General features: G+C 64.5%; 22 protein-coding genes and 1 pseudogene. 11 read left to right on the top strand and 12 right to left on the bottom strand.

Annotation, left to right across the window (positions count from 1 at the left end):
- Nucleotides 1-265: 265 nt before the first annotated feature.
- Nucleotides 266-685: a response regulator gene (locus ACNJX9_RS02215; protein WP_439407669.1), complete on the top strand. Its 420-nt coding sequence runs from the start codon at nt 266-268 to the stop codon at nt 683-685.
- Nucleotides 663-4,259: a PAS domain S-box protein gene (locus ACNJX9_RS02210; protein WP_439407668.1), complete on the top strand. Its 3,597-nt coding sequence runs from the start codon at nt 663-665 to the stop codon at nt 4,257-4,259. Before ACNJX9_RS02215 ends, ACNJX9_RS02210 begins: the two co-directional genes overlap by 23 nt.
- 234 nt (nt 4,260-4,493) lie before the next feature.
- Here the strand turns inward: ACNJX9_RS02210 and ACNJX9_RS02205 are convergent, their stop codons facing one another.
- Nucleotides 4,494-5,129, bottom strand: a complete 636-nt coding sequence (locus tag ACNJX9_RS02205; protein WP_057748544.1) for a response regulator transcription factor — start codon at nt 5,127-5,129, stop codon at nt 4,494-4,496.
- 164 nt (nt 5,130-5,293) lie between these two features.
- Between ACNJX9_RS02205 and ACNJX9_RS02200 the strand changes: the two genes are divergently transcribed.
- Entirely contained in the window at nt 5,294-5,599 is a 306-nt protein-coding gene (locus tag ACNJX9_RS02200; RefSeq protein WP_271598212.1) for a hypothetical protein, read from the top strand.
- A gap of 7 nt (nt 5,600-5,606) precedes the next feature.
- On the opposite strand, the gene ACNJX9_RS02195 is transcribed toward ACNJX9_RS02200, so the two are convergent.
- The 7 genes and pseudogenes from ACNJX9_RS02195 to ACNJX9_RS02165 form a co-directional block, all read right to left on the bottom strand.
- A complete protein-coding gene (locus tag ACNJX9_RS02195; protein WP_439407667.1) occupies nt 5,607-6,158 on the bottom strand; it encodes a response regulator in 552 nt (183 codons plus the stop codon).
- A gap of 142 nt (nt 6,159-6,300) precedes the next feature.
- Nucleotides 6,301-6,618, bottom strand: a complete 318-nt coding sequence (locus tag ACNJX9_RS02190) for a hypothetical protein (protein WP_057748535.1) — start codon at nt 6,616-6,618, stop codon at nt 6,301-6,303.
- A gap of 2 nt (nt 6,619-6,620) precedes the next feature.
- Entirely contained in the window at nt 6,621-7,502 is an 882-nt protein-coding gene (locus ACNJX9_RS02185) for a CheR family methyltransferase (protein WP_057748531.1), read from the bottom strand.
- A gap of 34 nt (nt 7,503-7,536) precedes the next feature.
- Nucleotides 7,537-7,926: a response regulator gene (locus ACNJX9_RS02180; RefSeq protein ID WP_057748528.1), complete on the bottom strand. Its 390-nt coding sequence runs from the start codon at nt 7,924-7,926 to the stop codon at nt 7,537-7,539.
- 35 nt (nt 7,927-7,961) lie between these two features.
- Nucleotides 7,962-8,432: a chemotaxis protein CheW gene (locus ACNJX9_RS02175; protein WP_057748011.1), complete on the bottom strand. Its 471-nt coding sequence runs from the start codon at nt 8,430-8,432 to the stop codon at nt 7,962-7,964.
- 24 nt (nt 8,433-8,456) lie between these two features.
- The gene (locus tag ACNJX9_RS02170; protein WP_439407666.1) at nt 8,457-11,276 is read right to left on the bottom strand and encodes a hybrid sensor histidine kinase/response regulator; all 2,820 of its coding nucleotides are present in this window, start codon (nt 11,274-11,276) and stop codon (nt 8,457-8,459) included.
- A 446-nt stretch (nt 11,277-11,722) separates the two neighbouring features.
- Nucleotides 11,723-11,893 (bottom strand): annotated as a pseudogene (locus ACNJX9_RS02165) (response regulator); the annotation flags it as partial.
- Between the two features lie 109 nt (nt 11,894-12,002).
- Between ACNJX9_RS02165 and ACNJX9_RS02160 the strand changes: the two are divergent.
- The 4 genes from ACNJX9_RS02160 (at nt 12,003) to ACNJX9_RS02145 (ending at nt 14,467) form a co-directional block, all read left to right on the top strand.
- A complete protein-coding gene (locus tag ACNJX9_RS02160) occupies nt 12,003-12,713 on the top strand; it encodes a Crp/Fnr family transcriptional regulator (RefSeq protein WP_439407665.1) in 711 nt (236 codons plus the stop codon).
- Nucleotides 12,714-12,907: 194 nt separating this feature from the next.
- Nucleotides 12,908-13,603, top strand: coding sequence for a Crp/Fnr family transcriptional regulator (locus ACNJX9_RS02155; RefSeq protein WP_439410237.1), 696 nt, complete (start codon nt 12,908-12,910; stop codon nt 13,601-13,603).
- Nucleotides 13,604-13,736: 133 nt separating this feature from the next.
- Complete coding sequence (locus tag ACNJX9_RS02150) at nt 13,737-14,123, top strand: Hpt domain-containing protein (RefSeq protein ID WP_057740841.1); 387 nt, start codon at nt 13,737-13,739, stop codon at nt 14,121-14,123.
- Nucleotides 14,124-14,218: 95 nt separating this feature from the next.
- Nucleotides 14,219-14,467: a hypothetical protein gene (locus ACNJX9_RS02145; RefSeq protein ID WP_057740838.1), complete on the top strand. Its 249-nt coding sequence runs from the start codon at nt 14,219-14,221 to the stop codon at nt 14,465-14,467.
- Nucleotides 14,468-14,508: 41 nt separating this feature from the next.
- Here the strand turns inward: ACNJX9_RS02145 and ACNJX9_RS02140 are convergent, their stop codons facing one another.
- Entirely contained in the window at nt 14,509-15,129 is a 621-nt protein-coding gene (locus ACNJX9_RS02140) for a LuxR C-terminal-related transcriptional regulator (protein WP_439407664.1), read from the bottom strand.
- Between the two features lie 336 nt (nt 15,130-15,465).
- On the opposite strand from ACNJX9_RS02140, the gene ACNJX9_RS02135 reads away from it, so the two are divergent.
- From ACNJX9_RS02135 to ACNJX9_RS02125, 3 genes are all read left to right on the top strand, one after another.
- Entirely contained in the window at nt 15,466-16,629 is a 1,164-nt protein-coding gene (locus tag ACNJX9_RS02135) for a hypothetical protein (protein ID WP_439407663.1), read from the top strand.
- A 337-nt stretch (nt 16,630-16,966) separates the two neighbouring features.
- Entirely contained in the window at nt 16,967-17,386 is a 420-nt protein-coding gene (locus ACNJX9_RS02130; RefSeq protein WP_439407662.1) for a hypothetical protein, read from the top strand.
- A 287-nt stretch (nt 17,387-17,673) separates the two neighbouring features.
- Nucleotides 17,674-18,888: an EAL domain-containing response regulator gene (locus tag ACNJX9_RS02125; RefSeq protein WP_271619424.1), complete on the top strand. Its 1,215-nt coding sequence runs from the start codon at nt 17,674-17,676 to the stop codon at nt 18,886-18,888.
- 10 nt (nt 18,889-18,898) lie between these two features.
- Here ACNJX9_RS02125 and ACNJX9_RS02120 read toward each other — a convergent pair whose 3' ends face one another.
- Nucleotides 18,899-19,759 (bottom strand): DMT family transporter, encoded by an 861-nt coding sequence (locus ACNJX9_RS02120; protein ID WP_439410236.1) that lies wholly within the window; start codon nt 19,757-19,759, stop codon nt 18,899-18,901.
- A gap of 162 nt (nt 19,760-19,921) precedes the next feature.
- Between ACNJX9_RS02120 and ACNJX9_RS02115 the strand changes: the two genes are divergently transcribed.
- Nucleotides 19,922-21,286 (top strand): PLP-dependent aminotransferase family protein, encoded by a 1,365-nt coding sequence (locus ACNJX9_RS02115; RefSeq protein ID WP_439407661.1) that lies wholly within the window; start codon nt 19,922-19,924, stop codon nt 21,284-21,286.
- Here the strand turns inward: ACNJX9_RS02115 and ACNJX9_RS02110 are convergent.
- Together ACNJX9_RS02110 and ACNJX9_RS02105 are read right to left on the bottom strand one after the other, a co-directional pair.
- Nucleotides 21,283-21,876 (bottom strand): GDYXXLXY domain-containing protein, encoded by a 594-nt coding sequence (locus tag ACNJX9_RS02110; RefSeq protein ID WP_439407660.1) that lies wholly within the window; start codon nt 21,874-21,876, stop codon nt 21,283-21,285. The genes ACNJX9_RS02115 and ACNJX9_RS02110 overlap by 4 nt on opposite strands.
- On the bottom strand, nt 21,873-23,144 hold the full coding sequence (locus tag ACNJX9_RS02105; protein ID WP_439407659.1) for a DUF2157 domain-containing protein: 1,272 nt from the start codon (nt 23,142-23,144) through the stop codon (nt 21,873-21,875). Before ACNJX9_RS02105 ends, ACNJX9_RS02110 begins: the two co-directional genes overlap by 4 nt.
- Between the last annotated feature and the right edge of the window lie 264 nt (nt 23,145-23,408).

Genomic DNA, 23,408 nt, shown 5'->3' with positions numbered 1-23,408 from the left:
CCGTCAGGGAATCCGCCCCGCTCTTCTCATGGGATGTTCACGATCATGGGATGTTCACGACCCGCAAGGCACGGGACAACCGGTTTTTACCTGATATGCACGCAAACGTGCTTAGATCCAAGGTGCGCCGCAATATTGGGCGGCTGATCTCAACGAGGCCCCGAAGTGCTTGCAGGCAGATGGGAATCCGCGCAACAATTTCGCATTTGGAGCTTTGGTCTGGGTCGTAGGGAGCATCCGATCCGACCCCCCGGAGGGTTTCAGAGTGGCCAACATCCTGATCGTGGATGACGATCCGGCGGCTCAGCTGACAATCCGGCTGCTGTTGGAGCGGGCCGGCCACCATGTGACCGTCGCCGGCGACGGCCGCAAAGGGCTCGCTTTGTTCGCGATCAACGCGTTCGACCTGTTGTTCCTCGACATCTACATGCCGGGCATGGACGGGCTGGAGACGATGCGCCACGTCCGGGCCCTGAGACCTGCCATTCCGATCATCGTCATTTCCGGCCGCTCGATCACGCCTGACTCCTATGCCGAGCCGGATTTCCTGAAGATGGCGACCAAGCTTGGCGCCGTCGCGAGTCTGCAGAAGCCGTTCCGGGCCGACGCGCTGCTGGCAGCGGTCGACAATTGCCTGAAGGCGGGCGAGTCGGAGGGGCCCGATGTCAATGCCAGCCGCCGGTGATAGGAGCATCTCCGCCGCTAAAAGCCAGAGCAGGCGCGATCGTCCAGGGAGTCCCGTAGGAATTCCCATGACGCTCGCAACACGACTGGCCGTGGCGATGATTCTGCTGGTGGCGGTTACGGTGGCGGCGGTCGGTTGGCTGGGCTACCGCAACATCACCCAGGCCGTCATTCCCCGCGTCCTGGAGCGGGTCGAAGCGCAGTCGCGCCTGCTCGCCAATAATCTTGAATCCTATGTTGCCGGAGCCCGCGGCGATTTGGTCGGCTACCGCTCCGCCGCGGCTATCAACGGTCTGATCCGTGCTCACGCCGGTGGGGGAATTGACCCTGATGACGGCGTGTCCGAGCAAACCTGGCGCGATCGGATCGCGACACGGCTCGCAGCCGAAATCGAGGCCAAACCCAGCTACGCGCAGTTTCGAATCATCGGTCTTGACGGCGATCAGCGTGAGCTGGTTCGCGTCGATCGCTCCGGCCCGAACGGAACGGCGCGGATCACCCCCAACAGCGAGTTGGAGCGCAAGAGCGAGCGAGCCTACTTTCAGGAAACGATCCGGCTCGCGCCGGGCGAGATTTATGTTTCTCCAATCGAGCTGGCGACCCACCGCGGCGGCACCACAGACTTGCACACGCCAACTCTCCGGGTCGGGACGCCGCTGTTCACACCCGACGGCAAGCCGTTCGGCATCATCATCGCCAATATCGACATGCGTCCGCCGCTCGACCGCATCCGCTCGACAACGAGCTCAGGCGGGGAGATTTACGTCGTGGACGCGCGCGGCGACTATCTCGTTCATCCCGCTCGCGCACGAGAATTCGGTTCATTGCGTGGCCACTCTACCAACTGGCGCGATGACTTTCCCTATTTTGCGGCCTTGGTCGGCACGCGGGATGTGTCCACGCAGCTCAGCACCGATGCGGCCGGCCGGCCGAGTGGCGCGGCAATGGCGCCGGCGCTGCTCGCGAATGCGGATTGGGTTGGGATCATCGAGACGATTCCTCCGGCCGTCTTCGGCCGCGTGCCGGCCGCGATTCAAAAGACGTCCTTGCTGGTCGGCATGCTTGCGGTCTTCGCCGCAGCTTTGCTCGCAGTGCTGCTCGCACGCTCATTGACGCGCCCGATCACCCGCCTGACCAGGGCCGTGGAGGCTATCGGCAACGGACAGCCAGCGGACATTCCGGTCGACGCGAGCGGCGAGACCGGCGCGCTGGCGCGGGCTTTTGCCCGGATGGTCGAGGAAACGCGCGCGAAAGCAGCCGCTCTCGAACGCGAGGTCCAGGAGCATCGCCGCACCGAGGCCGCACGAAGCCATCATGCGACGCGCGAGCTCTTGTTCAGCGCCGCCGTGGAATCGTCCGACGATGCGATCGTGATGCAATCGCTCGATGCCATCATCACCGGCTGGAATCCCGCCGCCGAACGGCTCTATGGATATTCCGCCAGTGAAGCGATCGGGAAGTCCACCTCGATCATTGTCCCGCCCGACCGCCGCGAGCAGGGCAAGGACTATCTGGCGCGGATCTCGAGGGGCGAGACTGTCGAACGCTTCGAGACGGTCCGGCTGCGCAAGGACGGCACCCCGGTCGAGATATCGCTCGGCCTGTCGCCGATCAGGGGGCCGTCGGGCGAGATCATCGGCGCCTCCGGATCCGCGCGCAGTCTGACCGACGCGCGGCGGGCGGAGCGGGCACTGCAGCAGCAGCTGGAGGAGCGGCGGCAGCTGTTCGACACCTCGCAGGATCTGATCATGATCATAAACTCGCGCGGCCATATCGCGCAGATCAGCCCGAGCAGCGAGACCATCCTCGGCTATCGCCCCGAGGAGATGATCGGACGCAGCGGTGAGGATTTCATCCATCCCGCCCATCTCGAGCGATCCCGAGAGGAGATGCGCGAGCTTCGGCGCGGCGGGCATCCGAAGATCGCCGACACGCGCTGCTTCCACAAGGACGGCCGCGAGGTCTGGCTGTCCTGGCTCGGCAACTGGTCGGATCCGGCCAAGCGCTTCTTCTTTGTCGGACGCGACATGTCCGAGGCAAGGCTGGCCGCGGAATCCCTGCGTGACAGCGAGCAGCTTGCGCGCAACATCGTGGAGACCGCGCTCGACGCCTTCGTCCAGAACGACGAACACGGCACCATCCTGAACTGGAGCTCGCGGGCCGAGGAGCTGTTCGGTTGGCGGCGGGACGAGGCGCTCGGCAAGAACGCGCTCGACCTGATCATCGCCGAGAGCGAGCGCGAGAGGGTAAGGGCCGGCATTGCAAGCTTCCTGCAACCCGCCGACGGACAGACGATCAACCGCCGCCGCGAACTGATGGTCCGACGCCGCGATGGCAAGGAGTTCACGGCCGAGCTCAGCGTCACGGCGCTCAGGCGCCGCGAGGGCATGCTGTTCAACGGGTTCTACCGCGACCTCACCGACAAGATCGCCTCCGAGGAGCGGATCCGTCATGCCGAGAAGATGGAGGCGGTCGGCCAGCTCACCGGCGGCGTGGCGCACGATTTCAACAACATCCTCACCGTCGTCACCGGCACCATCGAAATCCTGGCCGACGCGGTGGCCAAGGATCCCAGGCTTGCCGCGATCACGAAGATGATCGACGAGGCTGCCGGACGCGGCGCCGAGCTGACCCAGCACCTGCTCGCCTTTGCCCGCAAGCAGCCGTTGCAGCCGCGCGAGATCGACATCAATTCGCTGATCATCGACACCGCAAAGCTGCTGCGGCCGACGCTGGGCGAGCAGATCCAGATCGAATCCGTGTTCGAGGACGAGAGCTGCGTCGCAATCGTCGATCCGAACCAGCTCACCACGGCCATCCTCAATCTCGCGCTCAACGCGCGTGACGCGATGCCCGGTGGCGGCAAGCTGATCGTGGAAACGGGCGCCGCCTATCTCGACGAGGCCTATGCCAGCGCCAATGATGCCTCGCCCGGTCACTACGTGCTGATCGCGGTGAGCGATACCGGGACCGGCATTCCGTCCCACATGCTGGCGCGCGTATTTGACCCCTTCTTCACCTCGAAGGGGCCGGGCAGGGGCACCGGCCTCGGCCTCTCCATGGTCTACGGCTTCATCAAGCAGTCCGCGGGCCACATCAAGATCTACAGCGAGGAAGGCCACGGCACGACGATCAAGATGTACCTGCCGCCGGGCAAGACACCTGCGGTGGTTGCCGAAGGCGTGACTCCGGTTACGATCGAGGGCGGGCACGAGACCATCCTGGTGGTCGAGGACGACCGGCTGGTGCGCGACTATGTGCTGGCCCAATTGCATTCGCTGGGCTACGTCACCCTGCAGGCCGCCAATGCCGCCGAGGCACTCGCGATCGTTGCCAGCGACACGCCGTTCGATCTGCTGTTCACCGACGTGATCATGCCCGGCAACATGAACGGACGGCAGCTTGCCGACGAGGTGCTGAAGACGCGGCCCGATCTCAAGGTGGTTTACACGTCAGGCTATACCGAGAACGCGATCATCCATCACGGCCGGCTGGATTCGGGGGTGCTGCTGCTAGCCAAACCCTATCGCAAATCCGACCTGGCGCGGATCATCCGCAGGGCGCTGAGCGGCTGAGGCGACTGTCCGTAGGCGGGATGAAGCGCAGCGAAATCCGGGACAGTGTTGCGGCTTGCACGAGCCTGAACTTAGCGGGGTCGCGAGCTCTCGTAGGTGGGCAAAGGCGCACTTGCGCCGTGCCCACGATCTCTTGCTACATCACGTAAAAATCGTGGGCACGCTTCCGCCGTCGCACTTCGAGCTATGGCGGACAAGTCGCTTTGCCCGCCCTACGGCATCTCACATATAACGCTACGACGCGCGCTGGGCTGCGGTCATCACGATGCGGATCAGGTCGGCGGCATTGCGGGCGCCGAGCTTCTTCATGATGTTGGCGCGGTGATCCTCGATGGTGCGCGGGCTGATGCCGAGCGTGCGGCCGGCTTCCTTGTTGGACGCACCGGCGGCGAATTGCTCGAGCACCTCGCGCTCCCTGCGGGTCAGCGGCTCGCGGCCGGGGAAATGCAGTGAGCCGAATTTCGGCGAGGCGTTCTCTGCCTGCCTGCGTGCATAAGCGCCGATCGCCTCATCCAGCCGGCCGACGATCTCGCTGCCTCGGAACGGCTTCTCGATGAAGTCCAGCGCGCCGCTCTTGATCGCGCCCACCGCCATCGCGATGTCGCCCTGCCCGGAGATCATGAAGATCGGCGCCGGATAGTCCTCGCCGTGCAGCTCCTTCAGAATATCGAGGCCCGACTTTCCGGGAATGTGCACGTCGAGCAGGATCGCAGCCGGTGTTCGGTTTCGCGCGACGGACAGCAGGGCCGCACCGTCCGCAAAACAGATCACCTCATAGCCCGCCGCCTTCAACACCATCGACAGGGTGTCGCGAACAGCAGGGTCGTCATCGACCACGAAGATCTCACCACGGGAGGTTTGTTCGACCATGTGCCATGTCCATTCGCCAAGCCACGCCGGCATTCAAGGACCCGCGTCCGCGCCTGATGTTTACGGCTTTGGGCGCAGATTCAGCCCACCCGCATTTGTACGGGACATGAACTTAACGCACAAGTAGCGCCGAGGTGCCTTATTGCGGGTGACGGAGAATATCCATGCTAAAATACGCCGGCACACCCCCGCTCGCCGCAATGGCTGAAACGGACAGCCGTCAGTTGATCGCGGCGGAAATTCGCTCCCTGATCGCGCGCATCGAGATCGGCATGCGCCTGATCGACGCCGCCATGTCCTCGGAAGATATGGAGCCGGAGGACGATAGCGCCGATTTGGGTTCCAGCGAGATCGTCGTGCTCGACGATGTGACGCCCCGTTTTGCCACGGCGAGCGCCGCCCTCAATGCGTGCCGGGCGGAGCTCGGTCACGCCTTGGAATTGCTGTCGGAATCCGGCAATCCTGCCTAGATGGCAGTCAGAGCGGCCGATTTGCCGCAGCCGACTGCATGGCGGCTCCGCGCCTTTGGGCGCGGTGCCGTTCCACGATTGCGTCGCTCGCAACGCCGCCCCAGGTATGGATCGTCGGCAGCCCCATCGCGGTCTTGCCGAGATTGGCGAGGCTGATGCGTAATGCGGCAAGATCCAGCGGCTTCGGCAGGCTCTGAAGCTCGATCCCGACGGAACGGGCGAGGCTGCGAGCGGCGCTGCGGCGCTTGCCGTCCATGCCGCTGATCATGATCACCGAGCCGGTGAATTTGGCCGCCGCCATCTCGCGCAGCACGTCGACGCCGTCACCATCCTCCAGCACGAGGTCGAGCGTCACGCAGTCGAAGCGCGCGGTACGCAGCTTTTCGATGGCTTCCGCAACCGACGGCGCAACGGCCACTTCATGGCCAGCCTGCTTGGCGGCGACCGTGATCAGACTGCGCTGCGTGGCGTCGTCATCGACCACCAGGAGCTGAAGCGCGCGCCGCTCGGCGACGTCGGGCAGGTTTGACGGGATGGGAGAGAGGGAGCTTCTTGGCATGTCCGGACCCTGAAATTGCGACCTGTCGTGGATACAGGGTCCGCGCTTAAGCGACGTAAAGCCGGGACGGCGAATTCGGTCGGATGTTTTCAGAAAATGTGAGGCAACACGTCAGGAAAGGGCCGCAAAGAGCGCGTGGCGATCACGCCACTGCGTCATGGCCGTTGGCCGCGCCGCGCTTCTTGCGGTTCTTGCCGCGCAGAAACTGGATGTCCATCTCGGCGCCGTTGACGCGCACCAGCTCGCAGCGACGGTAGGCAAGGCCGGTCGACGACAGCAGCAGGAAGAACTCCTTCAGATTCAATCCCTGGATCGAGCCTTCAACCGTGAGGATGGCATCGGTGTCGGAAATTGCATTGAGCGTACAGTCGCGCCGCCACGTGCCGTCGATGGCCATGATGCAGACATCATAACCACGACTGAATGTGACCCGCTCTACGCCCTTGCCATCCTCGGCCATGCCTATCGTCCTGCCATTGCCGCCACGCGCGGCGCTGCGACACCGTCGACCGCCGGCTTTGCCGCAGCAGTGCGCGGATCGTTCGGTCGGTAGAGGCCGCGGCGATCGGCGAGCGGCCTGAACGTATCAGTCAACCCGACCACGGTCTCCGCCGCGCCGAGCACCAGGAAGCCGTCGGGCTCGATCTGTCGGGCAAGGCGGTTGAAGATGTTGATCTTGGTTTCCTGATCGAAATAGATCAGGACGTTGCGGCAGAAGATGACGTCGAACGTGCCGAGGTGAGAGAAATCCTGCAGCAGATTGAGCTGGCGGTGCTGGATCATCGCCCGCAGCTCGGGATTGATCTGCCAGGTCTCGCCGGTCTGCTTGAAATGTTTCATCAGCATCTGGATCGGCAGGCCGCGCTGCACCTCGAACTGGCTGTAGACGCCTGCTTTGGCCTTCTCCAGCACCTCCTGCGAGAGGTCGGTCGCGATGATCTCGACGCGCCAGCCGGTCAGTGCCGCGCCCATTTCCTTCAGGGTCATGGCGAGCGAATAGGGCTCCTGCCCGGTCGAGCCTGCGGCGCACCAGATCCGCACGCTGCGGCGAGCCGCGCGGGCTTTGAGGACCTCGGGCATGATGGTGTCGCGGAAATGGTCGAACGGAACCTTGTCGCGAAAGAAGAAGGTCTCGTTCGTGGTCATGGCTTCGACCACGCTTGTGATCAGCGCGCTCGAGCCGCCTTGCAGCTTCTGCACGAGCTCGGGGATACCGGACAGGCCCGCCTTGCGCGCCAGCGGCAACAGGCGGCTTTCGAGCAGATATTGCTTGTCCGCGGACAGGTCGAGGCCGGAGCGCTCTTTCAGCAGCTTACGCAGATACTCGTAGTCGGGCGAGTTCACAGGATACCTCTTGACGCTACTAACCAGTGGATTTTCAGGCTGCCGTTTCTTCTTCGCGCGCGACCAGTCCGACCTCCTGGAACTTCGCCAACACGATTTCCTTGTCGAACGGCTTCATGATGTATTCGTTGGCGCCGCCGCCCATCGCCTTGGTGATGTGGTCGATGCCGTTCTCGGTGGTGCAGAACACGACCTTGGGCTCGTCGCCGCCGGGCATGCGGCGTAGCGTGCCCAGGAACTGGAAGCCGTCCATGACGGGCATATTCCAGTCCAGCAGGACGGCTTCCGGCATGGCCTTCTTGCAATGGACCAGCGCCTCGACGCCGTCTTCCGCCTCAATGACTTGGAAGCCCAGCGCTTCGACGATGCGGCGCGCGACCTTGCGTACGATGCTGGAATCGTCAACCACCAAACAGGTCTTCATCTTGGATCTCCGGCTCACATCTTTTTCGTGAATGTTCAGGCCGCCATCATCTCGGGCGCGAGCTCGAGGACGCGATCGACGTCGAGGACGACCATGAGCTGGCCGTCGAGACGGTGGACGCCGCCGGCGAGCTTCGCCATGCGGGGGTCGAGGTTGACGGGGTTCTCTTCCTTGCCGTCCTCGGGCAGGCGCAGCACCTCGCCGATCTGGTCGATCAAGAGGCCATAGGATTCGCCGCGCAGATCGACGCCGACCGCCATCGCCGTCTTGCCGTCCTCGTCCCTCGGCAGGCCGAGACGGGCGCGCATGTCGACCACGGTGACGATGCGGCCGCGCAGGTTCAGCACGCCCGAGATCTCGCGCGAGGACAAGGGAACGCGGGTGACGCGCTCGGGCATGAACACGTCCTGGACGCGGGAGATCGGCAGGCCGAACAGCTGGCCGCCGATCATCGCGGTGACGTATTCGACCATGGCGCCTTCGCCAATTTGCGTCTTCTTGCTCATTTCAGTGTCTCCTGGTCCCTGCCCTTATGCCGCGGCCCGGCTCAGCTCGGAGGCGCCGGCGGCGCCCGCGGTCTGCTCCTTCAGCGCCGCGATCAGGCCGGGACGGTCGAACTTGGCGACATAGTCGTGGAAGCCGGCCTGACGGCCGCGCTCGATCGCGGCCGGCGACACCAGGGCGGACAGGCCGATGATCGGCATCGAGCCCAGATTGCTGTCGGAGCGGATCACTTCGGCGAACTCGAACCCGTTCATGTCGGGCATCTCGATGTCGGTCAGGACCACGTCGAAGCTCTGCGCACGCAGGGCAGCCAGGCCCTCCTGCGCGGTCGGCGCGGTGCGGACGCGGTAGCCGGCGGCCTTCAGCACCGGGGCCAGCATGTTGCGGAAGAAGGCACTGTCGTCGACCAGCAGCACCGACTGCGAATGCATCGACGGCTTCATCTCCTTGCGGGTGAACCAGTCGGCGAACGCCATGGGCAGGAAGTGGCCGACGTCGATCACCTCGGTGGCCTGGCCCTTGATCACGGCCGAGCCGAGGATGCCGGAAGCCGAGCCGCCGACCTCGATGTTGAGGCGCTCCTCGACGATGTCGATGATCTCGTCGACGACGAGGCCCATGGAGCGGCCGTCATCGGCGAACACCAGGATCGGCTGGGCGCCCTGGGAGGCGATGGTGACGCCGTCCATGGAGACGAGCGGCATCAGCTGCTCGCGGTACTGCACCATGTAGCGGCCGTTACTGAACTCGATCTTGTCGGCCGGGAGCTCTTCCAGGCGGGTGACGAGACCGAGCGGGACCGCCTTGGGCTGCGACGAGCCGGCGCGGAACACCAGCAGCGAGGTGGTCTGCTCGCCCGAGCCGATGTGATGGGCGCTGTTGTCGTCGGCCATGTCATGGGCCGAGGAGCCGGCGGCGCCGAGCGCCTTGGCAATGCCGTTGGGGTCGATGATCATGATGACAGCGCCATCGCCCAAAATGGTGTTGCCGGAGAACATGTCGATGTGACGCAGCTTGGTCGACATCGGCTTGACCACGATTTCTTCGGTGTGGAACACGCCGTCGACGACGATGCCGAAGGTCTGGCTGCCGACTTGCGTCACCACGATGAAGCCGTTCTCGGGATCGCTGGCCGCGCCGTCGTCGATCTTCAAGAGCTTCTTCAGGTGGATCAGCGGCAACAGCTTGTTGCGCAGGCGCAGCACCGCGGTGTCCTTGATGCGCTCGATGCGGTGCTCCGAGTTGGCGCGGGCCCGGACCAGCTCGACCACCGAGAGCTGGGGAATGGCAAAGCGGTCGCCGGCGGCTTCCACGATCAGGGCGGAGACGATCGCCAGCGTCAGCGGGATCTTGATGGTGACGGAGGAGCCTTCACCGGCCACCGACTTGATGTCGATGGTGCCGCCGATCTGGTCGATATTGGTGCGGACCACGTCCATGCCGACGCCGCGGCCCGAGACCGAGGTGATGGCGGCTGCGGTCGAGAAGCCCGGCGCGAAGATGAACTTGTGGATCTGGGCTTCGCTCATCTTCTCCAGCTCGGCCTCGGTGACGAGACCTGAAGAGAGCGCCTTGGCCTTGATCTTCTCGGTGTTGAGGCCACGGCCGTTGTCGGCGATGCAGATGATGATGTGGCCGCCCTCGTGATAGGCGGACAGGCGGATGGTGCCCTGCTCGCCCTTGCCGGCAGCGAGCCGCTCGGCGGGGGTTTCCAGGCCGTGATCGGCGGAGTTGCGCACCATGTGGGTGAGCGGGTCCTTGATCAGATCGAGCACCTGGCGGTCGAGCTCGGTGTCGGCGCCGTGCATCTCCAGCTCGATCTGCTTGCCGAGTTCGCTCGAGAGGTCGCGGACGATGCGGGGCAGCTTCTGCCAGGCATTGCCGATCGGCTGCATGCGCGTCTTCATGACGCCTTCCTGCAGCTCGGCGGTGACGTTGGAGAGGCGCTGCAACGGCACCTTGAACTCGGTGTCCTCGTTGCGGCGGGAGATCTCCAGCAGCTGGTTGCGGGTCAGCACCAGCTCGGAGACCATGGTCATCAGATGCTCCAGCGTATCCACGTTGACGCGGATCGACTGGTTGGCGATGCGCTCGCCCTCGCTCGCACTCTCGTCGGCCATCGACTTCTTCGGCGCGGCCTTCTCCTTGGGCGCCTTGGTGTCCTTCGGCGCTTCGGCGGCAGGAGCCGGCTCGGCCTTCGCTTCGGCCTTCACTTCGGCCTTGGCAACGGGCGCGGGCACCGGCGCTTCGATCGCGGTCTCGCGGAAGGCGCGCTCGAGCTCGTCGAGCGAGACCTCGCCCGGACGGAGCGGACGCTCCAGCGTCTGGTCGACCAGCGAGCCCGTGGTCATCTCCTTGGCGGGTGCGGGCGCAGCAGCAGGCGGCGCTTCCGGCACCAGCGGCGGGGCGTCAGCAACGGGAGCGGAGCCGCCAGCCGGCATCGGCTGCGCCGAGCCTGACATCGCGGCCATGCCCTGCTCGACCATCGCTTCCAGCTTGTCGATGAGATCGCGGTCGTTGCCTTCAGGCTCGGCTTCGGTCGCCTCCAAGCCGGCCAGGATCTCCTTGATGCGGTCGATCGAGGACAGGATCACCGTCACGGCCTGGCCGGTCACCGGCATGCCGTCGCGGAATTTGCCCATCAAGGTCTCGCCGGCATGCGCCAGCGCTTCGAGCCGCGGCAACCCGAGGAAGCCGCACGTGCCCTTGATGGTGTGGACCAGGCGGAAGATGTTATCCAGGATCTTGGCGTTGTTCGGCTCCTGCTCGAACTTCACCAGCTGATTGTCGACGGTGTCCAGGCTCTCGCTGGTCTCCGTCAGAAACTCCCGCAACAGATCATCCATGAGCTACGCCTTACTGAGCTGGACCCCGACGTCCGCGCCGCCAGCAATTGGCGGAAATCCGCTCCGAGATCGTTAGACAACCCATTTCACGGTCCCGTTAATTTCATCCTCCGTGCTAATACGGATATTGAAGAGAAGTCTTCGATTCGACGGACGCGCGACTGCGGCTTTCGGCAAGTCCGGCACGGAGCTTCGGCCCGAAACGCGATAGGTAAATGCGAGGATAACAGCGTCACGACGGGCGCGAAAAAATTCCGCCAATGCCGGCGGATACGTAAGGGCCGCACCAATTGAATCAAATCACCGGCGATTGGCATCGCATGCGCGGCGTTTGGTCGATGTGCCGATGACATCAGCAAGACGCGCACTCGCCGTAAACGGATTCTTGCCCGCCCGGCGTCGCGAACAGTAACGCGGTAACCGAGCCGCGCAGCGGCCGCATGGTGCTCAGCGAAACAGTCTCTGATCGCGGCCAGCAGCGCATCCGGCGTGAACGGCTTGCGCAGGCAGCGCGCCGCGCCGAGTTCGAGCGCCATTCTCAGAAAGTCCGGCGCCGACGAATTCAGATCTGCGAAGGAATAGCCGGACATCGCAATCAGCGGCGTCGCAGGTGCCCTCCAACAGGTATATGGACAGCAACACAACCAATAAAATACAATTTAGCCGCCGCGCAACTGGGTGTCGAGGGCGCGACACATCTCATGGCATGTGTGGGATCGTGCCTGTATGACCGCAAGCGGCCGACCGCCCAACCAGCTGCTGCAAATGCTCGATGCAGCAGATTTCGAGCTGTTGCGCCCTCACCTCGTCACGATTGAACTGGCCAGAGCAACTGTCTTGAGTGAAGCTGATGTGGCGCTGCGACATGTCTACTTTCCACATGACGGAGCCGTATCGATCACCGTAGGCCCTTCCGAAGGGCAGACCATCGAGGTGGCGATGATCGGACGCGATAGCATCGTCGCCGGCGGCGCAGCCCTCGCTGACGGAATCGCGCTGTCAGATGCGGTCGCGCTCTTTCCCGGGACCGCATCCGCCGTTGAAATCTCGGCGTTTCGCAACGCTGCTGCCGCGAGTGCCCGGTTCCGCGGCCTGGTTATCAGGCACGAGCAAGCCCTGTTCGCGCGCGCACAGCAATCCCTGCTCTGCAATACGCTTCATCCTGTCGAAGCGCGGCTGGCATGCTGGCTGCTGCGCGCCCATGATCTGTCCAACAAGAAAGGCCTCCCGCTGACCCAGGATACCCTGGCCCAGATGATGGGCGTACGACGTAACGCCGTTTCACTGGTCGCGCATGAGCTGCAACGCGCCGGAATCATCCGGTACAGCCGGGGCCAGATCGAAATCACTGATCTGTGCGCCCTGGAGGCGACATCCTGCGACTGTTGTTCCGCCGTAAGGGCTCATCACGCGCGGCTGCTGCGACTCCCGCCTTGAGGCCGTCGACAGCTCGACCCGTTGTATTCCGGAGTGCACACAAGCCATCAAAGAAACAAAACATCGCGCTGTCGGTAAGGTCTGTGATTGCCAACTTATCCTGCGGGGAACAAGATGGAACTTGTTATTGAGCGAGGAATCGATTTCGAACCAAGATTGCTTGATTGACGAGACGGGAGGCAGCTTTGGAAACGATGGTGCGCCCCTCCAACGGTCTCCTGTCGGCGCTGTCGACGGACGATTATGAACTGATCCGCCCATATCTGCGCACGGTCGATCTGCCGCATGACGCCGTGCTGGTCGAGACCGGCGAGACGCTCAAGCGCGCCTACTTCCCGCACCGCGGCGTGATCTCGCTGGTCGTGAAGCTCGCCAAGGGCGAGCATGTGCAAGTCGCCATGATCGGCCGCGACAGCCTGCTTGGCGCGCTCTCGACCATGGGCGATGCATGCGCGCTGAACACCGCCATCGTGCTCATTCCCGGCGTCGCATCGGTGATCGAGCTCGACCGGCTGCGCGTGGCGGCTGAGCAAAGCTCCAGCCTGCGAACGCTGGTGCTTCGCCACGGCCTCGCAGTCTACGCCCAGGTCCAGCAAACCGCCGGCTGCAACGCGGCGCATCCGGTGGAGTCGCGACTCTCCCGCTGCCTGCTGCACACCCATGATCTGTCGGGCGACTATCGGCTGCTGCTGACGCAGGAGGCCATGGCGCAAATGATCGGAGCGCGGCGCAACAGCGTGTCGCTGGTCGCCAATACTTTGCAGCAGGCCAATTTCATCCATTACAGCCGCGGACACATCCAGATCCTCAATCTGGACGGGCTGCGCCAGACGGCGTGCGAATGCTATGCCACGGTCAAAGCCCAGTACGATCGACTGCTCGGGCCCTGACGGCGCGCACCGAGCGGCGGATGGTAAAGCAAGTGCTTAACTCAGCCGTCAAACACCGCGCTTCTCGTGACCAGAACTGCAATCGGAATGACGTAAATCTCCCGGACGCCGCCAAACGGGGACCGGGACAACCATGTTCGACACCACATTCGCGCCTGCGCCTGGAACCGCGTCCCAGCGCGAGCTCGAACCGCTGCGCGAGGCCGGCGCGTTCGACGCGCTGGTGCGCGAAATCGGCGAGGACGGCGCCAGCGAGGTGCGGACGGTGTTCTGGCGCGAGACTATCGCGCGGCTCAAACTGTTTCGCACGCTGGCGCTCGACCAGCACCGGGCCAGGATCGGGCGCGAGGCGCATTCACTGAAGAGCACCGCCCGGACGTTTGGCTATGTCAGGCTCGCGTCGCTGGCCTCGCTGCTGGAAAGCACGGCCGATGCACTCGGCGCCGCTGAATTTGATGATCTTCTGCAGCAATTGGACGCGGCCTTTGCCGACGCAAAGGCGCAGGAATCGCGGGATTGACGGCCCCGGATACCTCGCCGTACTTATACGGTTTGCAATTTTCACGGATGACTAATCATAGGTGGCGATAGTCCCCGGAAACCAGGAGGGTTTCCATGTTCACCTATGAGACCGCGGATCAGAAAGAGGTCCGTCGCTTCCGCATCGCCCAGTTCAACGGCCGGATGGCTACGGTGAAGGCGGGCGAGTCCACGGTGACGGGTTTTGTCCGCTCCGTGCTGGAGCAGGAATCGACCATCCCGCCACGCTGGACCATCACCATCATCCCGAATACGCCGAAGGAAGAGCCGAAGATGCTGCGGCCGACTTCGCGTGTGCGCCCCTTCGCCGAAGATTATTTCTAGGCGCAGTGGCGCCGCCGCAGTGGGGGCGCCAGACGACACGCTCAATCGATCGAATGCAGCAGCGCAGCGCGGACGAGGTCGGCGGTGTTTCGTGCGCCGAGCTTGCGCATCGCTTCGGCCCGATGGCTCTCGAACGTCCGTGGGCTGATCTGCATCCGCAGCGCGCCCTGCTTGTTCGAAAACCCCTCGCTGATCAGCCTCAGTACTTCGCGCTCACGCTTGGTCAGCCGCTTGCCCGACAGGCTCGAGAGCTCGGAGCCTGCCTCGCGCGGTACTTGCAACGCGTGGCCGGCCTGCAGCTCGGGAACCTCGGTGATGGACGAAGAGGGCAAGCCGGCCTTGTGCGAGCCGGCGAGCTGCTTGACGACGCCGCAGACGCGCTCGGTCTGGGCCAGCGCATTCGCGACCACCTGCTGCAAATAGGCGCGTTCGCTCGAAGCGGGCGCAAGCTGGTCGCTGTGATGCTTGATTTCGCCCATATAGAGCAGCAACGCGGTCAGGGGGCCGTTGAGCTCGCGCGCGATGGCCGCGGCCATCTCGTCGGCCGCCTTGGCACGGGCGGCATTGAGACGGACGAAATCGAGCTCTTCACGCGCAGAAGCGCTGCTTTCGAACCTTTCCGACGGCCGCGAATCAGCAACCGTATCGTTCTGTGACCCCATGTGATTCGTTTAGCGGAACCCGAGGCCTTCTGTGGTTAACTTTTTGCTCCGTAAGACTACGGTGATTTTGTCGGTTTTGTGCTGGAATGCCGGCACAGGCACAATTTGTGCTTGTGTCAGGTCGCTCAAGCCGTCGTAAAAGTTGCTGAGCCTGCCCGTTTCGTAGGCAACCTCCAAAGACATCCTTAACGAGATCAGCACCGGCCGGCCCGGCGTCGCCCATTTTACGGATAAATTAACGGCGGCTTGCTTCTCTTGTCACAATTGAGAGCGCGCGAATGCCTCCATGCATCGGGCCGACAGGCCTGCTGGAAACGTTGCAAGAGACTGCGTGCAATGGACGAGATCGACCAGCTTTCGGAGTTCCTGCAGAAGCTGACGCCGTTGTCGCGCAGCTGTCTGCTGAGCGAGCTCGAGCGGCTTGAAGCCTGCGGCATCGACATGCCGGGCTCGGCGGAGATCCAGGCCAAGCTGCGCGCCGAATTCCGCAAGGATGGATCGAACCAGGCGCGCGCCACCAATCCATCGCGCTACTTCTTCGCACCGCTCGAGCTGCTGCTGATCGACGGTGCGCCCGAGCATGCCAATGCGGGACGGATCTCGCGCAACACGCTCACCCCGATCTGGGAATGGATCTGCCGCGACCTGCTGCCGACCATGGCGCGCGACTACGTCAGGGCGATCAACGACCAGGTCACCGCCAACAATCCCAAGGAAGTGCTGAAGATCGCAACGAACTTCCAGGGCAAGGTCGTCAAGGTGCTCGAGAACACGCTCGCCTCGCCGGAGAGCACGGAGTTCGCCCGCGCCAAGCTCGCGCAATACACGGCCTCGCGCACCGCCTTCGACGACGTGAAAAAGATGCTGCAGGTGCTGCGCGCCGGCGAGGCGCTGCCGAAATTCAACGCCAAGCTGCCCGACACCATCACGAAATTCGACGACGGCCAGATCGCGCAAATCACCGCGCAACTCGACGGCTTCAAGAAGTCCTATCCCGATGCGCTGCCGTTTGCGCTCGCATTGGTGGCGAGGCGCCTGAAGACGTTCTGGCGGCTCATATATCTTGCAACCAAGGGGGCCGCGACCAAGAGCGCGGACGAGGTTGCAGCGGCGCCCTATGCCTGCGTCGTTCCCATGGTGCTCGACCGGCTCGACGACAAGCGCCTCGCCTTGAGGATCGCGCTCCGCCATAACCGGTTCCTGGTCGCGCGCGACCTGCTCACCGAAATCTACGACGCCGAACATTCGCTCAAGGTCCGGATCGACGGCATCGAGCGATGCGAATGGGGTGTCCGGCTTCAGCAATTGATGGACGCGATCGCGGCGCTGGTGGCGGCCGAGGTCAGCCGCTTCCCCGCCAATGTCGGTCACATTCTCGGCTCGCGGCGGCTGCGCAGCCAGGACACGCTGGGCGGCAAGCTGAGCTATCTGGCCTGGAAGGGCCGCGACGCCGTGCAGGATGGAGCAGCGGCGTTTCGCAAATTGATCGGGGTGACCTGACTCCTCGAGATTCTATTCGGGCGTGTGCGGCAGCGTCAGGAAGCGATCGAGAAATCGCCCCGACATCACGAATCTGAACCACCAGTAGATCATCCGCCGCATCGACATAGCTGCAATCCCTGATAGCCCACCACCGGCCGCGCGCAGCAATAGCGCATGGGCGGCATCAGGCGTGTGAGGTGCTTCACACGCTTCTGCCGTCGGACCGGGCTAGTTGCCGCATTACCGTCACGCGCAGCGACGGAACTTGCGCGCATCGCGCGAAAATGAATTCATGGACTGGGCGTATCGCTTCTATCCTCCTGTCCATCGCATGCTGCATGGAAGGACATTGGCGATGAAATCGATCCGCCTGACATTGACCGTGATGACGTGGCTCCTGGGCGCGTTCGCGTCAACGGCGATGGCGCAGACGGCGCCGCCTCCGGGCGTTTCCGCGCCGACCGCCGACAATGCCGTCCTGCTCACAATCTTCTTCAAGCACGACCAGTCGCGTCCACTCAGTGAGCTCAACGCTCAGCTGGACAAGCAGGGCTTTCGCAAAGCCTTTCCACCCGCGGGCGTGGAGGTCGTGAGCTGGTACGTCATGATGGGCATCGGCCAGGTGGTCACGCTGCGCCTGCCGGCATCGCGCTTACGCGAAGTCAACCGCATCATCGAGGATACAGCGTGGGGTCCGTACCGCACGGAATTCTATCCGACCTATGACTACAAGGCAGTCGGCATGGCCGAACACGACAAAGCCACAGCCAATTGAGGCCGGCGTTATTCAATTGGGCGAAGTGCGCGCCGGCTTCGCCCAATTGCGGGACACCGGCTGCGCGCATCGGCGGTGCGCTCCTCGCAAACTCTCACCGGATTTAGCGCATAGCTGCACGCAGCGCGCAGGCGGATGTAAAAACTTCTCGAAGAGAATTCGGACAATTTTACAAATGTTGCGAGCTTTAACGTTATCAGGATAATTCAAGATTCCTGTGAAGCTCTCCATACTTTGACGCCCCACATTCCGTTAACTCGACTGCAACGAAACGGGAGCGGTCTGCGATGAACGATGGGATTGGTGAGCTCGCCGGGGGGCGGCTGAGGACCTTCGGACGACGGAAAATAATGCCGCGCGCATGCGTGGCCGACAGCAAGCGCCATCTGCGTGCCTTCATGAGCGAGGTGCTCGAGGATCTTGGCTTCGTCACCAGCGAATGCAGCGGTGCGAGCGAGCTGCAGGCGACGCTGGCCACCGATCTGCCGGACCTGATCCTGCTCGGCATCGCCGCCGACGGCATCGAGCCCGGCCAATTCCTGGAGGTTCTGGTGCGCGAAGGCTTCGACGGCAAGGTGCTCGCTGTCGGCGCACGCGACTCGATCATCGTGAAAGCCGTGCAGCAGGTCGGCGAGGAGTACGGGCTCACGATGCTGCCGCCGCTCACCACGCCCTTTGCCGCCGACACGCTGCGCGACCGTGTTGCGATGCTGCTGCCCGAGGAGCCGGCCCCGAGCCCGGCCGTGCATGTCGGCGAGGCCCTGCATGCGGGCTGGCTCGAGCTTTGGTACCAGTCGAAAATCGACGCGCGCTCGCTGGTTCGCCGCGGCGCCGAGGCGCTGGTGCGAATGCGCCACCCAACCTGGGGTGTGGTGCCACCGGCCTATTTCATCCCGGAGGAGCACGATCCGCATTTCCGCGACTTGTCGGAATTCGTGATCGAGCGCGCCGTGCAGGACTGGCACTATCTCCTGGAACAGCAGAGCGCGGTCGATCTGTCGATCAACCTGCCCGCGCCTTATCTCAAGGAGCCGCAGGCCGTGCGCGATCTCTGCCGCCGCATGCCGGTACATCCCGCCTTTGGCGGGCTGACGATCGAGATCGCCAGCAATGAAGCGATCCACGACCTCGCTTTCCTGACCGATATCGCGCGCGAGATGAGCTTCCACAATATCGGCCTGTCGGTCGACAATCTCGGCGCCAATTGGCCGGAGCTGATGGGACTGGACAAAATTCCCTTCATCAAGCTGAAGGCGGACCGGCAATTCGTCACGGGCTGCGGCAATGACCGCCTGAAGCGCACGGTGTGCCGTCACATCGTCGAGCTCGCGCGCGGCTACGGCGCCCGCGCCGTCGCGGAAGGTGTCGAGAGCCGGGCCGACCTGATGGCCGTGAACGAGCTCGGCTTCGACCTCGTGCAAGGCTATCTGTTCGGCAAGCCGATGCCGCTGAAGAAGTTTGCCAGAAGCGCGCAGACTCGGCCGGTGATGGCCCAGGGGTGAGACGAGACCCTCAGGCGTGTCGTCGCGCGAAGAAGACGCAGACGACCACGAGCGCGGTCGCGGCGATCATGCTCCATGCGACCGGCTCGTGCAGCAGGAAGCCAGCCAGCGCGAGCCCGAAGAACGGCTGGAGCTGTTGCAACTGGCCGACGCGCGCGATGCCCCCGATCGCAAGGCCGCGATACCAGAAGATGAAGCCGACGAACATGCTGAAGATCGAGACATAGGCGAGGCCGATCCAGGCAGGCAGACCGACGCCGTTCCATGCCTGAGGCCAGGTCCAGATCATGACAGGCAGCATCAGCGGCAACGCCAGCAGCAGCGCCCAGGAGATCACCTGCCAGCCGCCGATCCGGCGCGACAGCGCGGCACCTTCGGCGTAGCCGAGCCCGCACAGCACGATCGCCGCGACCATCAGCAAATCGCCGGTGAGCGACGCCGATCCGTCATTCGACAGCGCAAAGCCCGCGACCGTGGCGCTGCCGAGGATGGCGAACAGCCAGAACAGCGGCCGCGGCCGCTCGCCGCCGCGCAGCACGGCGAAGATCGCGGTCGACAGCGGCAAAAGGCCGATGAAGACGATCGAATGCGCCGAGGTGATGTGCTCGAGCGCGAGCGCGGTCAGCAGGGGGAAGCCCAGCACGACGCCCACGCAGACGATGGCGAGCGAGGCGAGATCCTTCCGCTCGGGCCAAGCCTGACGCAGCAGGCCGAGCACGGCCGCACCGATCAGCGCGGCGATGATCGCGCGCGACGAGGTCAGGAATAGCGCGGAGAAGCCGCCGACCGCGACGCGCGTCGCCGGCAGTGAGCCGCTGAAGATGATGACGCCGAGAAGCCCGTTGCCCCAGCCGCTGCCCGCAGATTGCATGTCCATCTTACCTTTTTGGGCGACGACCTTCGGTCCGGGCCGATGGCAAAACCAGCGACAATCCCATACAATCCCGCAAAACTGTATGGGCATGGAAGGTCATACACCTTGGATGGCGGGGCGCAGACAAAGGGGCGTGGCGGCACGCGGACCGTCGACGTGATGAGCGCGATCCGCGCCAAGGTGGCCGGCCGCGCACTCAGTGCCGGCGACCGGCTGCCATCGATCCGGAGCCTGGCCGCGACGATGGGTGTTTCGCCATCCACGGTGGTCGAAGCCTATGATCGCCTCGCCGCCGAAGGGCTGGTCCGCGCCCGCCGCGGCTCTGGCTTCTATGTCTCGCCGACTGTCACGCCACCGCTCGCCTTGACCGAGGCCGAGCCGCGCCGCGACCGGGCCGTCGATCCGTTCTGGGTCTCCCGGCAATCGCTCGATACGGATGCGGGCGTGCCGAAGCCCGGCTGCGGCTGGCTGCCGCCGGAGTGGATGCCGGACGCGGCGCTACGGCGTGCCACCCGCGCGCTCGCCCGCAGCGACGCCAGCGTGCTGACGAACTACGGCTCGACCTCCGGCTCGCTGGCGCTGCGCCGGCTGCTGCTCACGCGCCTCGCCGAAGACGAGATCGAGGCCTCGATCAATCAGCTGATGCTGACGGGCTCCGGCACGCAGGCCACCGATTTGATTTGCCGCTTGCTGCTGCGTCCCGGCGACGCCGTGCTGGTGGACGATCCCTGCTATTTCAATTTCCGTGCGTTGCTGCGCGCGCATCAGGCGAGGATCGTGAGCGTGCCCTATACGCCGTCGGGCCCCGATGTCGTCAGCTTCGAGCAGATCCTCGCCGCCGAACGGCCGCGGCTCTACATCACCAATTCAGCACTGCACAATCCGACCGGCGCGACGCTGTCGCTTCCGAGCGCGCACCGGCTTCTGACCCTGGCTGCCGCACACGATCTCACCATCATCGAGGACGACATCTTTGGCGATTTCGAGCCGGAGCGATCGCCGCGCCTGGCCGCGCTCGATGGATTGAACCGTGTGATCCGCATCGGCAGCTTCTCCAAGACACTCTCCGCCTCGGTCCGCTGCGGCTACATCGCCGCGCGGGCCGATTGGGTCGAGCATCTCGTCGATCTCCAGGTCGCAACCAGCTTTGGCGGCCCGAGCCCGGTCGCGACCGAGATGATCGTAAAAGTCCTGGTCGGCGGCAGCTATCGCAAGCACATGGACGAGCTCCGGCAAAAGCTCACGCGGGCCCGTCGCGACGTGGCGCGAAAACTCGGCACGCTCGGCATCGAGCCCTGGCTGATGCCGCGCGGCGGCTTCTTCCTGTGGTGCCGCCTCTCCGACGGACAGGATGCCACGGCGGTTGCGCGCGCTGCGCTCGAAGAGGATGTGGTGCTGGCACCGGGCAATGTGTTCAGCGTGTCGCAGACCGCGCAAAACTTCCTGCGCTTCAACGTAGCGCATATGAATGATCTGCGCATGTGGGATGTGCTGCGGCGGGCGGTAAAGGCGCAAGCTGGTTAATACCACGGCTCCTCATAAACAGGCTCGCCGTCGAGCAGCAACCGCTTGATCGCGGCGCGGCCCGAGGGGAGCACGGCGGCGACGATTCGCAGCTTCTGCTGGTTGCGGGCCTGCTCGAGCTTCCTGCCCTCGCCTTCCGGCACGAAATAGCTTTCCAGGCCGTATCGGATCGTCAGCCTGTCGCAGAAGATGCGGCCGGTTGAGCCGCAGGAATAGCTGACGCGGCCGCGGATCAGCACCTCGGGCGCCGTGACCGCGACAGGAGCCGCATGCACCGAGACGGCCCGATAGAGGCCATCGGCATCAGGCGCCAGCTTGACGAACACGACCGGATTGCGCTCGGCGGACGGCTGGCCTGCGAGCGCACCTGCCGGCAGTTGCGTGATGTCGTAACCCAGCGTGACGTAGTCGCCGCGCAGCAGATCGCGGGGATCGACGGGGCGGGTCTGCAAGGTCACCTCGCGGCCCTCGCGCAGGATCTGCGTGCGATCGGCGACCATCAGGATCAACAGCGCGCATTGCAGCAGGATCGCGACGCCGAACAGCACGGCTTTCGGGATGCGCTGCCAGAGTGCGGAGAGCTTCATCATCGCCCGGCCCTCGGCAGCATGCGATTGAGCGCTGAGGCGAACACGACGGCGATGACGCCGGCCGCCGCCAGGAAGGCCGAGCGGCGCAGCAGCGAGCCCTTCACGGCCCAGGTGATGCCCGCGATGACGCCGGCGATGCCGAGCCAGCCGGCGACGATGCGCGGCCGCACGTCATCGAGCACGCCTGACACGACGAGGCACAGCATGGCAGCGAGCAGCGCGGCATAGGCGAACCAGGGCTCGCCGGCTGCGGATGCCGGCCAGATCGGCGCGGCGACCAGGACCAGGCCGATCGCACAGGCCGCGAGGATTTCACCTGCGCGCCTTGTCACGCCGGCGGAGGCGAGCGCAAGAACCACGCCGGCAATTCCGCACAGGATCGCCCATGGCGGCTGCGCTGGCGCCGTGCCGGTTCGGAAGCGGAAGATGTCGTCGATCGTCGTCACCTCCAGGGAGGCAACGAGGCCAAGCGCAAACGCGCCGTAGATCGACAGCACGCTGCCAAGCCGCTGCGCCCGCGGCGAGGCGTGAGCTGCGATCGCAAGGCCGGCGCCGAACAGCAGCGCGGCTCCATTCGCCAGCACGAATGCCGGCTGCATGCCATCGAGATCGAAGCGCAGCGCTGTCGCGATCCACCACGGCAGCGCTGCGATGGCAACGAGATGGGCCGCGACGCGTGAATTCCAGGCGAGCGCAACCGCGGCGGCGATCAGCCAGAGCAGCAGGAACGGAAGATGCAGGACATCAGGCGCGTCATAGGCGCGCATGCAGGTCCAGATGCCGGCGGCGACGAGGGCGACCGCAAGCGCGCCGCGCGAGCCGGTCAGCAGCGCCGCGGCGAATGCGCCAATCGACCACAGCAGCATGCCGCCAGCAAAATCGTCGCCGAGATGATACATCTGGCCGACCAGCGCGATGCCCGCGCCGAAGATGATGGCACCGATGCTGGCGCAGAGATCGGCGAGAACAGTGCGGCCCGCCGCGGCGAACCACGCGCCGAGGCCGCCGGCAACACACATGCCGGCGAGCAGGATCGCGAACCGCGATAGGCGCGCGATCTCGGTCCAGTGCGCGGCGACGAAGGCGAGGAACGCGGCCGAGATCAGGAGGCCGCCGACGATGGCAACGACGACGGCGATGTTGATGCCGGATGAGAGCGGCGGCAACGCATTGCGGATGGCGCCAGCTGCCGCCGGCGCGATCACGCCATCGGCCTCCCATTGCGCAAGGTCGGCCTCGAGGCGCTGCCGGTAAGCTTTGTCGAACATCGTCGTGGATCACATCGTCGTGGATCAGCCGGCCGACTGCCGGCCGCGGGCTATTGGTCGGAGCGCGGCGGCGGCGGGTTCAAACGGCCACGGCGCCTGCGGGCTTTGGTCGTCGAGCGGCAATCAACGCGAAAACAACCCCATGCACAGTAGCCAGCTCCCGTCAGAACAAGGGCTTTTGCCAACGTCTACGGAATTTCAGAAATTTGCGCTTGTTCCGTCGGGCAAAACAGGTGCATGATGGCATCGTGGCGGGAGGTTCGA

It is taken from the genome of Bradyrhizobium sp. BLXBL-03 (genome assembly GCF_051853015.1).
In the GTDB taxonomy this organism is placed as follows: Bacteria; Pseudomonadota; Alphaproteobacteria; order Rhizobiales; family Xanthobacteraceae; genus Bradyrhizobium; species Bradyrhizobium manausense.
The sequence above is the reverse complement of the archived record's forward strand: the minus strand, read 5'-3'. Positions and strand labels throughout refer to the sequence as shown.

Coding starts and splice junctions, on each gene's coding strand:
- ACNJX9_RS02205 (WP_057748544.1), bottom strand. CDS start 5,129: ATGGTCGAACAAACCTCCCGTGGTGAGATCTTCGTGGTCGATGACGAC.
- ACNJX9_RS02130 (WP_439407662.1), top strand. CDS start 16,967: ATGAAATCGATCCGCCTGACATTGACCGTGATGACGTGGCTCCTGGGC.
- ACNJX9_RS02115 (WP_439407661.1), top strand. CDS start 19,922: ATGAGCGCGATCCGCGCCAAGGTGGCCGGCCGCGCACTCAGTGCCGGC.
- ACNJX9_RS02135 (WP_439407663.1), top strand. CDS start 15,466: ATGGACGAGATCGACCAGCTTTCGGAGTTCCTGCAGAAGCTGACGCCG.
- ACNJX9_RS02190 (WP_057748535.1), bottom strand. CDS start 6,618: ATGGCCGAGGATGGCAAGGGCGTAGAGCGGGTCACATTCAGTCGTGGT.
- ACNJX9_RS02125 (WP_271619424.1), top strand. CDS start 17,674: ATGAACGATGGGATTGGTGAGCTCGCCGGGGGGCGGCTGAGGACCTTC.
- ACNJX9_RS02170 (WP_439407666.1), bottom strand. CDS start 11,276: ATGGATGATCTGTTGCGGGAGTTTCTGACGGAGACCAGCGAGAGCCTG.
- ACNJX9_RS02110 (WP_439407660.1), bottom strand. CDS start 21,876: ATGATGAAGCTCTCCGCACTCTGGCAGCGCATCCCGAAAGCCGTGCTG.
- ACNJX9_RS02105 (WP_439407659.1), bottom strand. CDS start 23,144: ATGTTCGACAAAGCTTACCGGCAGCGCCTCGAGGCCGACCTTGCGCAA.
- ACNJX9_RS02160 (WP_439407665.1), top strand. CDS start 12,003: ATGACCGCAAGCGGCCGACCGCCCAACCAGCTGCTGCAAATGCTCGAT.
- ACNJX9_RS02145 (WP_057740838.1), top strand. CDS start 14,219: ATGTTCACCTATGAGACCGCGGATCAGAAAGAGGTCCGTCGCTTCCGC.
- ACNJX9_RS02180 (WP_057748528.1), bottom strand. CDS start 7,926: ATGAAGACCTGTTTGGTGGTTGACGATTCCAGCATCGTACGCAAGGTC.
- ACNJX9_RS02195 (WP_439407667.1), bottom strand. CDS start 6,158: ATGCCAAGAAGCTCCCTCTCTCCCATCCCGTCAAACCTGCCCGACGTC.
- ACNJX9_RS02140 (WP_439407664.1), bottom strand. CDS start 15,129: ATGGGGTCACAGAACGATACGGTTGCTGATTCGCGGCCGTCGGAAAGG.
- ACNJX9_RS02175 (WP_057748011.1), bottom strand. CDS start 8,432: ATGAGCAAGAAGACGCAAATTGGCGAAGGCGCCATGGTCGAATACGTC.
- ACNJX9_RS02210 (WP_439407668.1), top strand. CDS start 663: ATGTCAATGCCAGCCGCCGGTGATAGGAGCATCTCCGCCGCTAAAAGC.
- ACNJX9_RS02150 (WP_057740841.1), top strand. CDS start 13,737: ATGTTCGACACCACATTCGCGCCTGCGCCTGGAACCGCGTCCCAGCGC.
- ACNJX9_RS02155 (WP_439410237.1), top strand. CDS start 12,908: ATGGTGCGCCCCTCCAACGGTCTCCTGTCGGCGCTGTCGACGGACGAT.
- ACNJX9_RS02200 (WP_271598212.1), top strand. CDS start 5,294: ATGCTAAAATACGCCGGCACACCCCCGCTCGCCGCAATGGCTGAAACG.
- ACNJX9_RS02120 (WP_439410236.1), bottom strand. CDS start 19,759: ATGCAATCTGCGGGCAGCGGCTGGGGCAACGGGCTTCTCGGCGTCATC.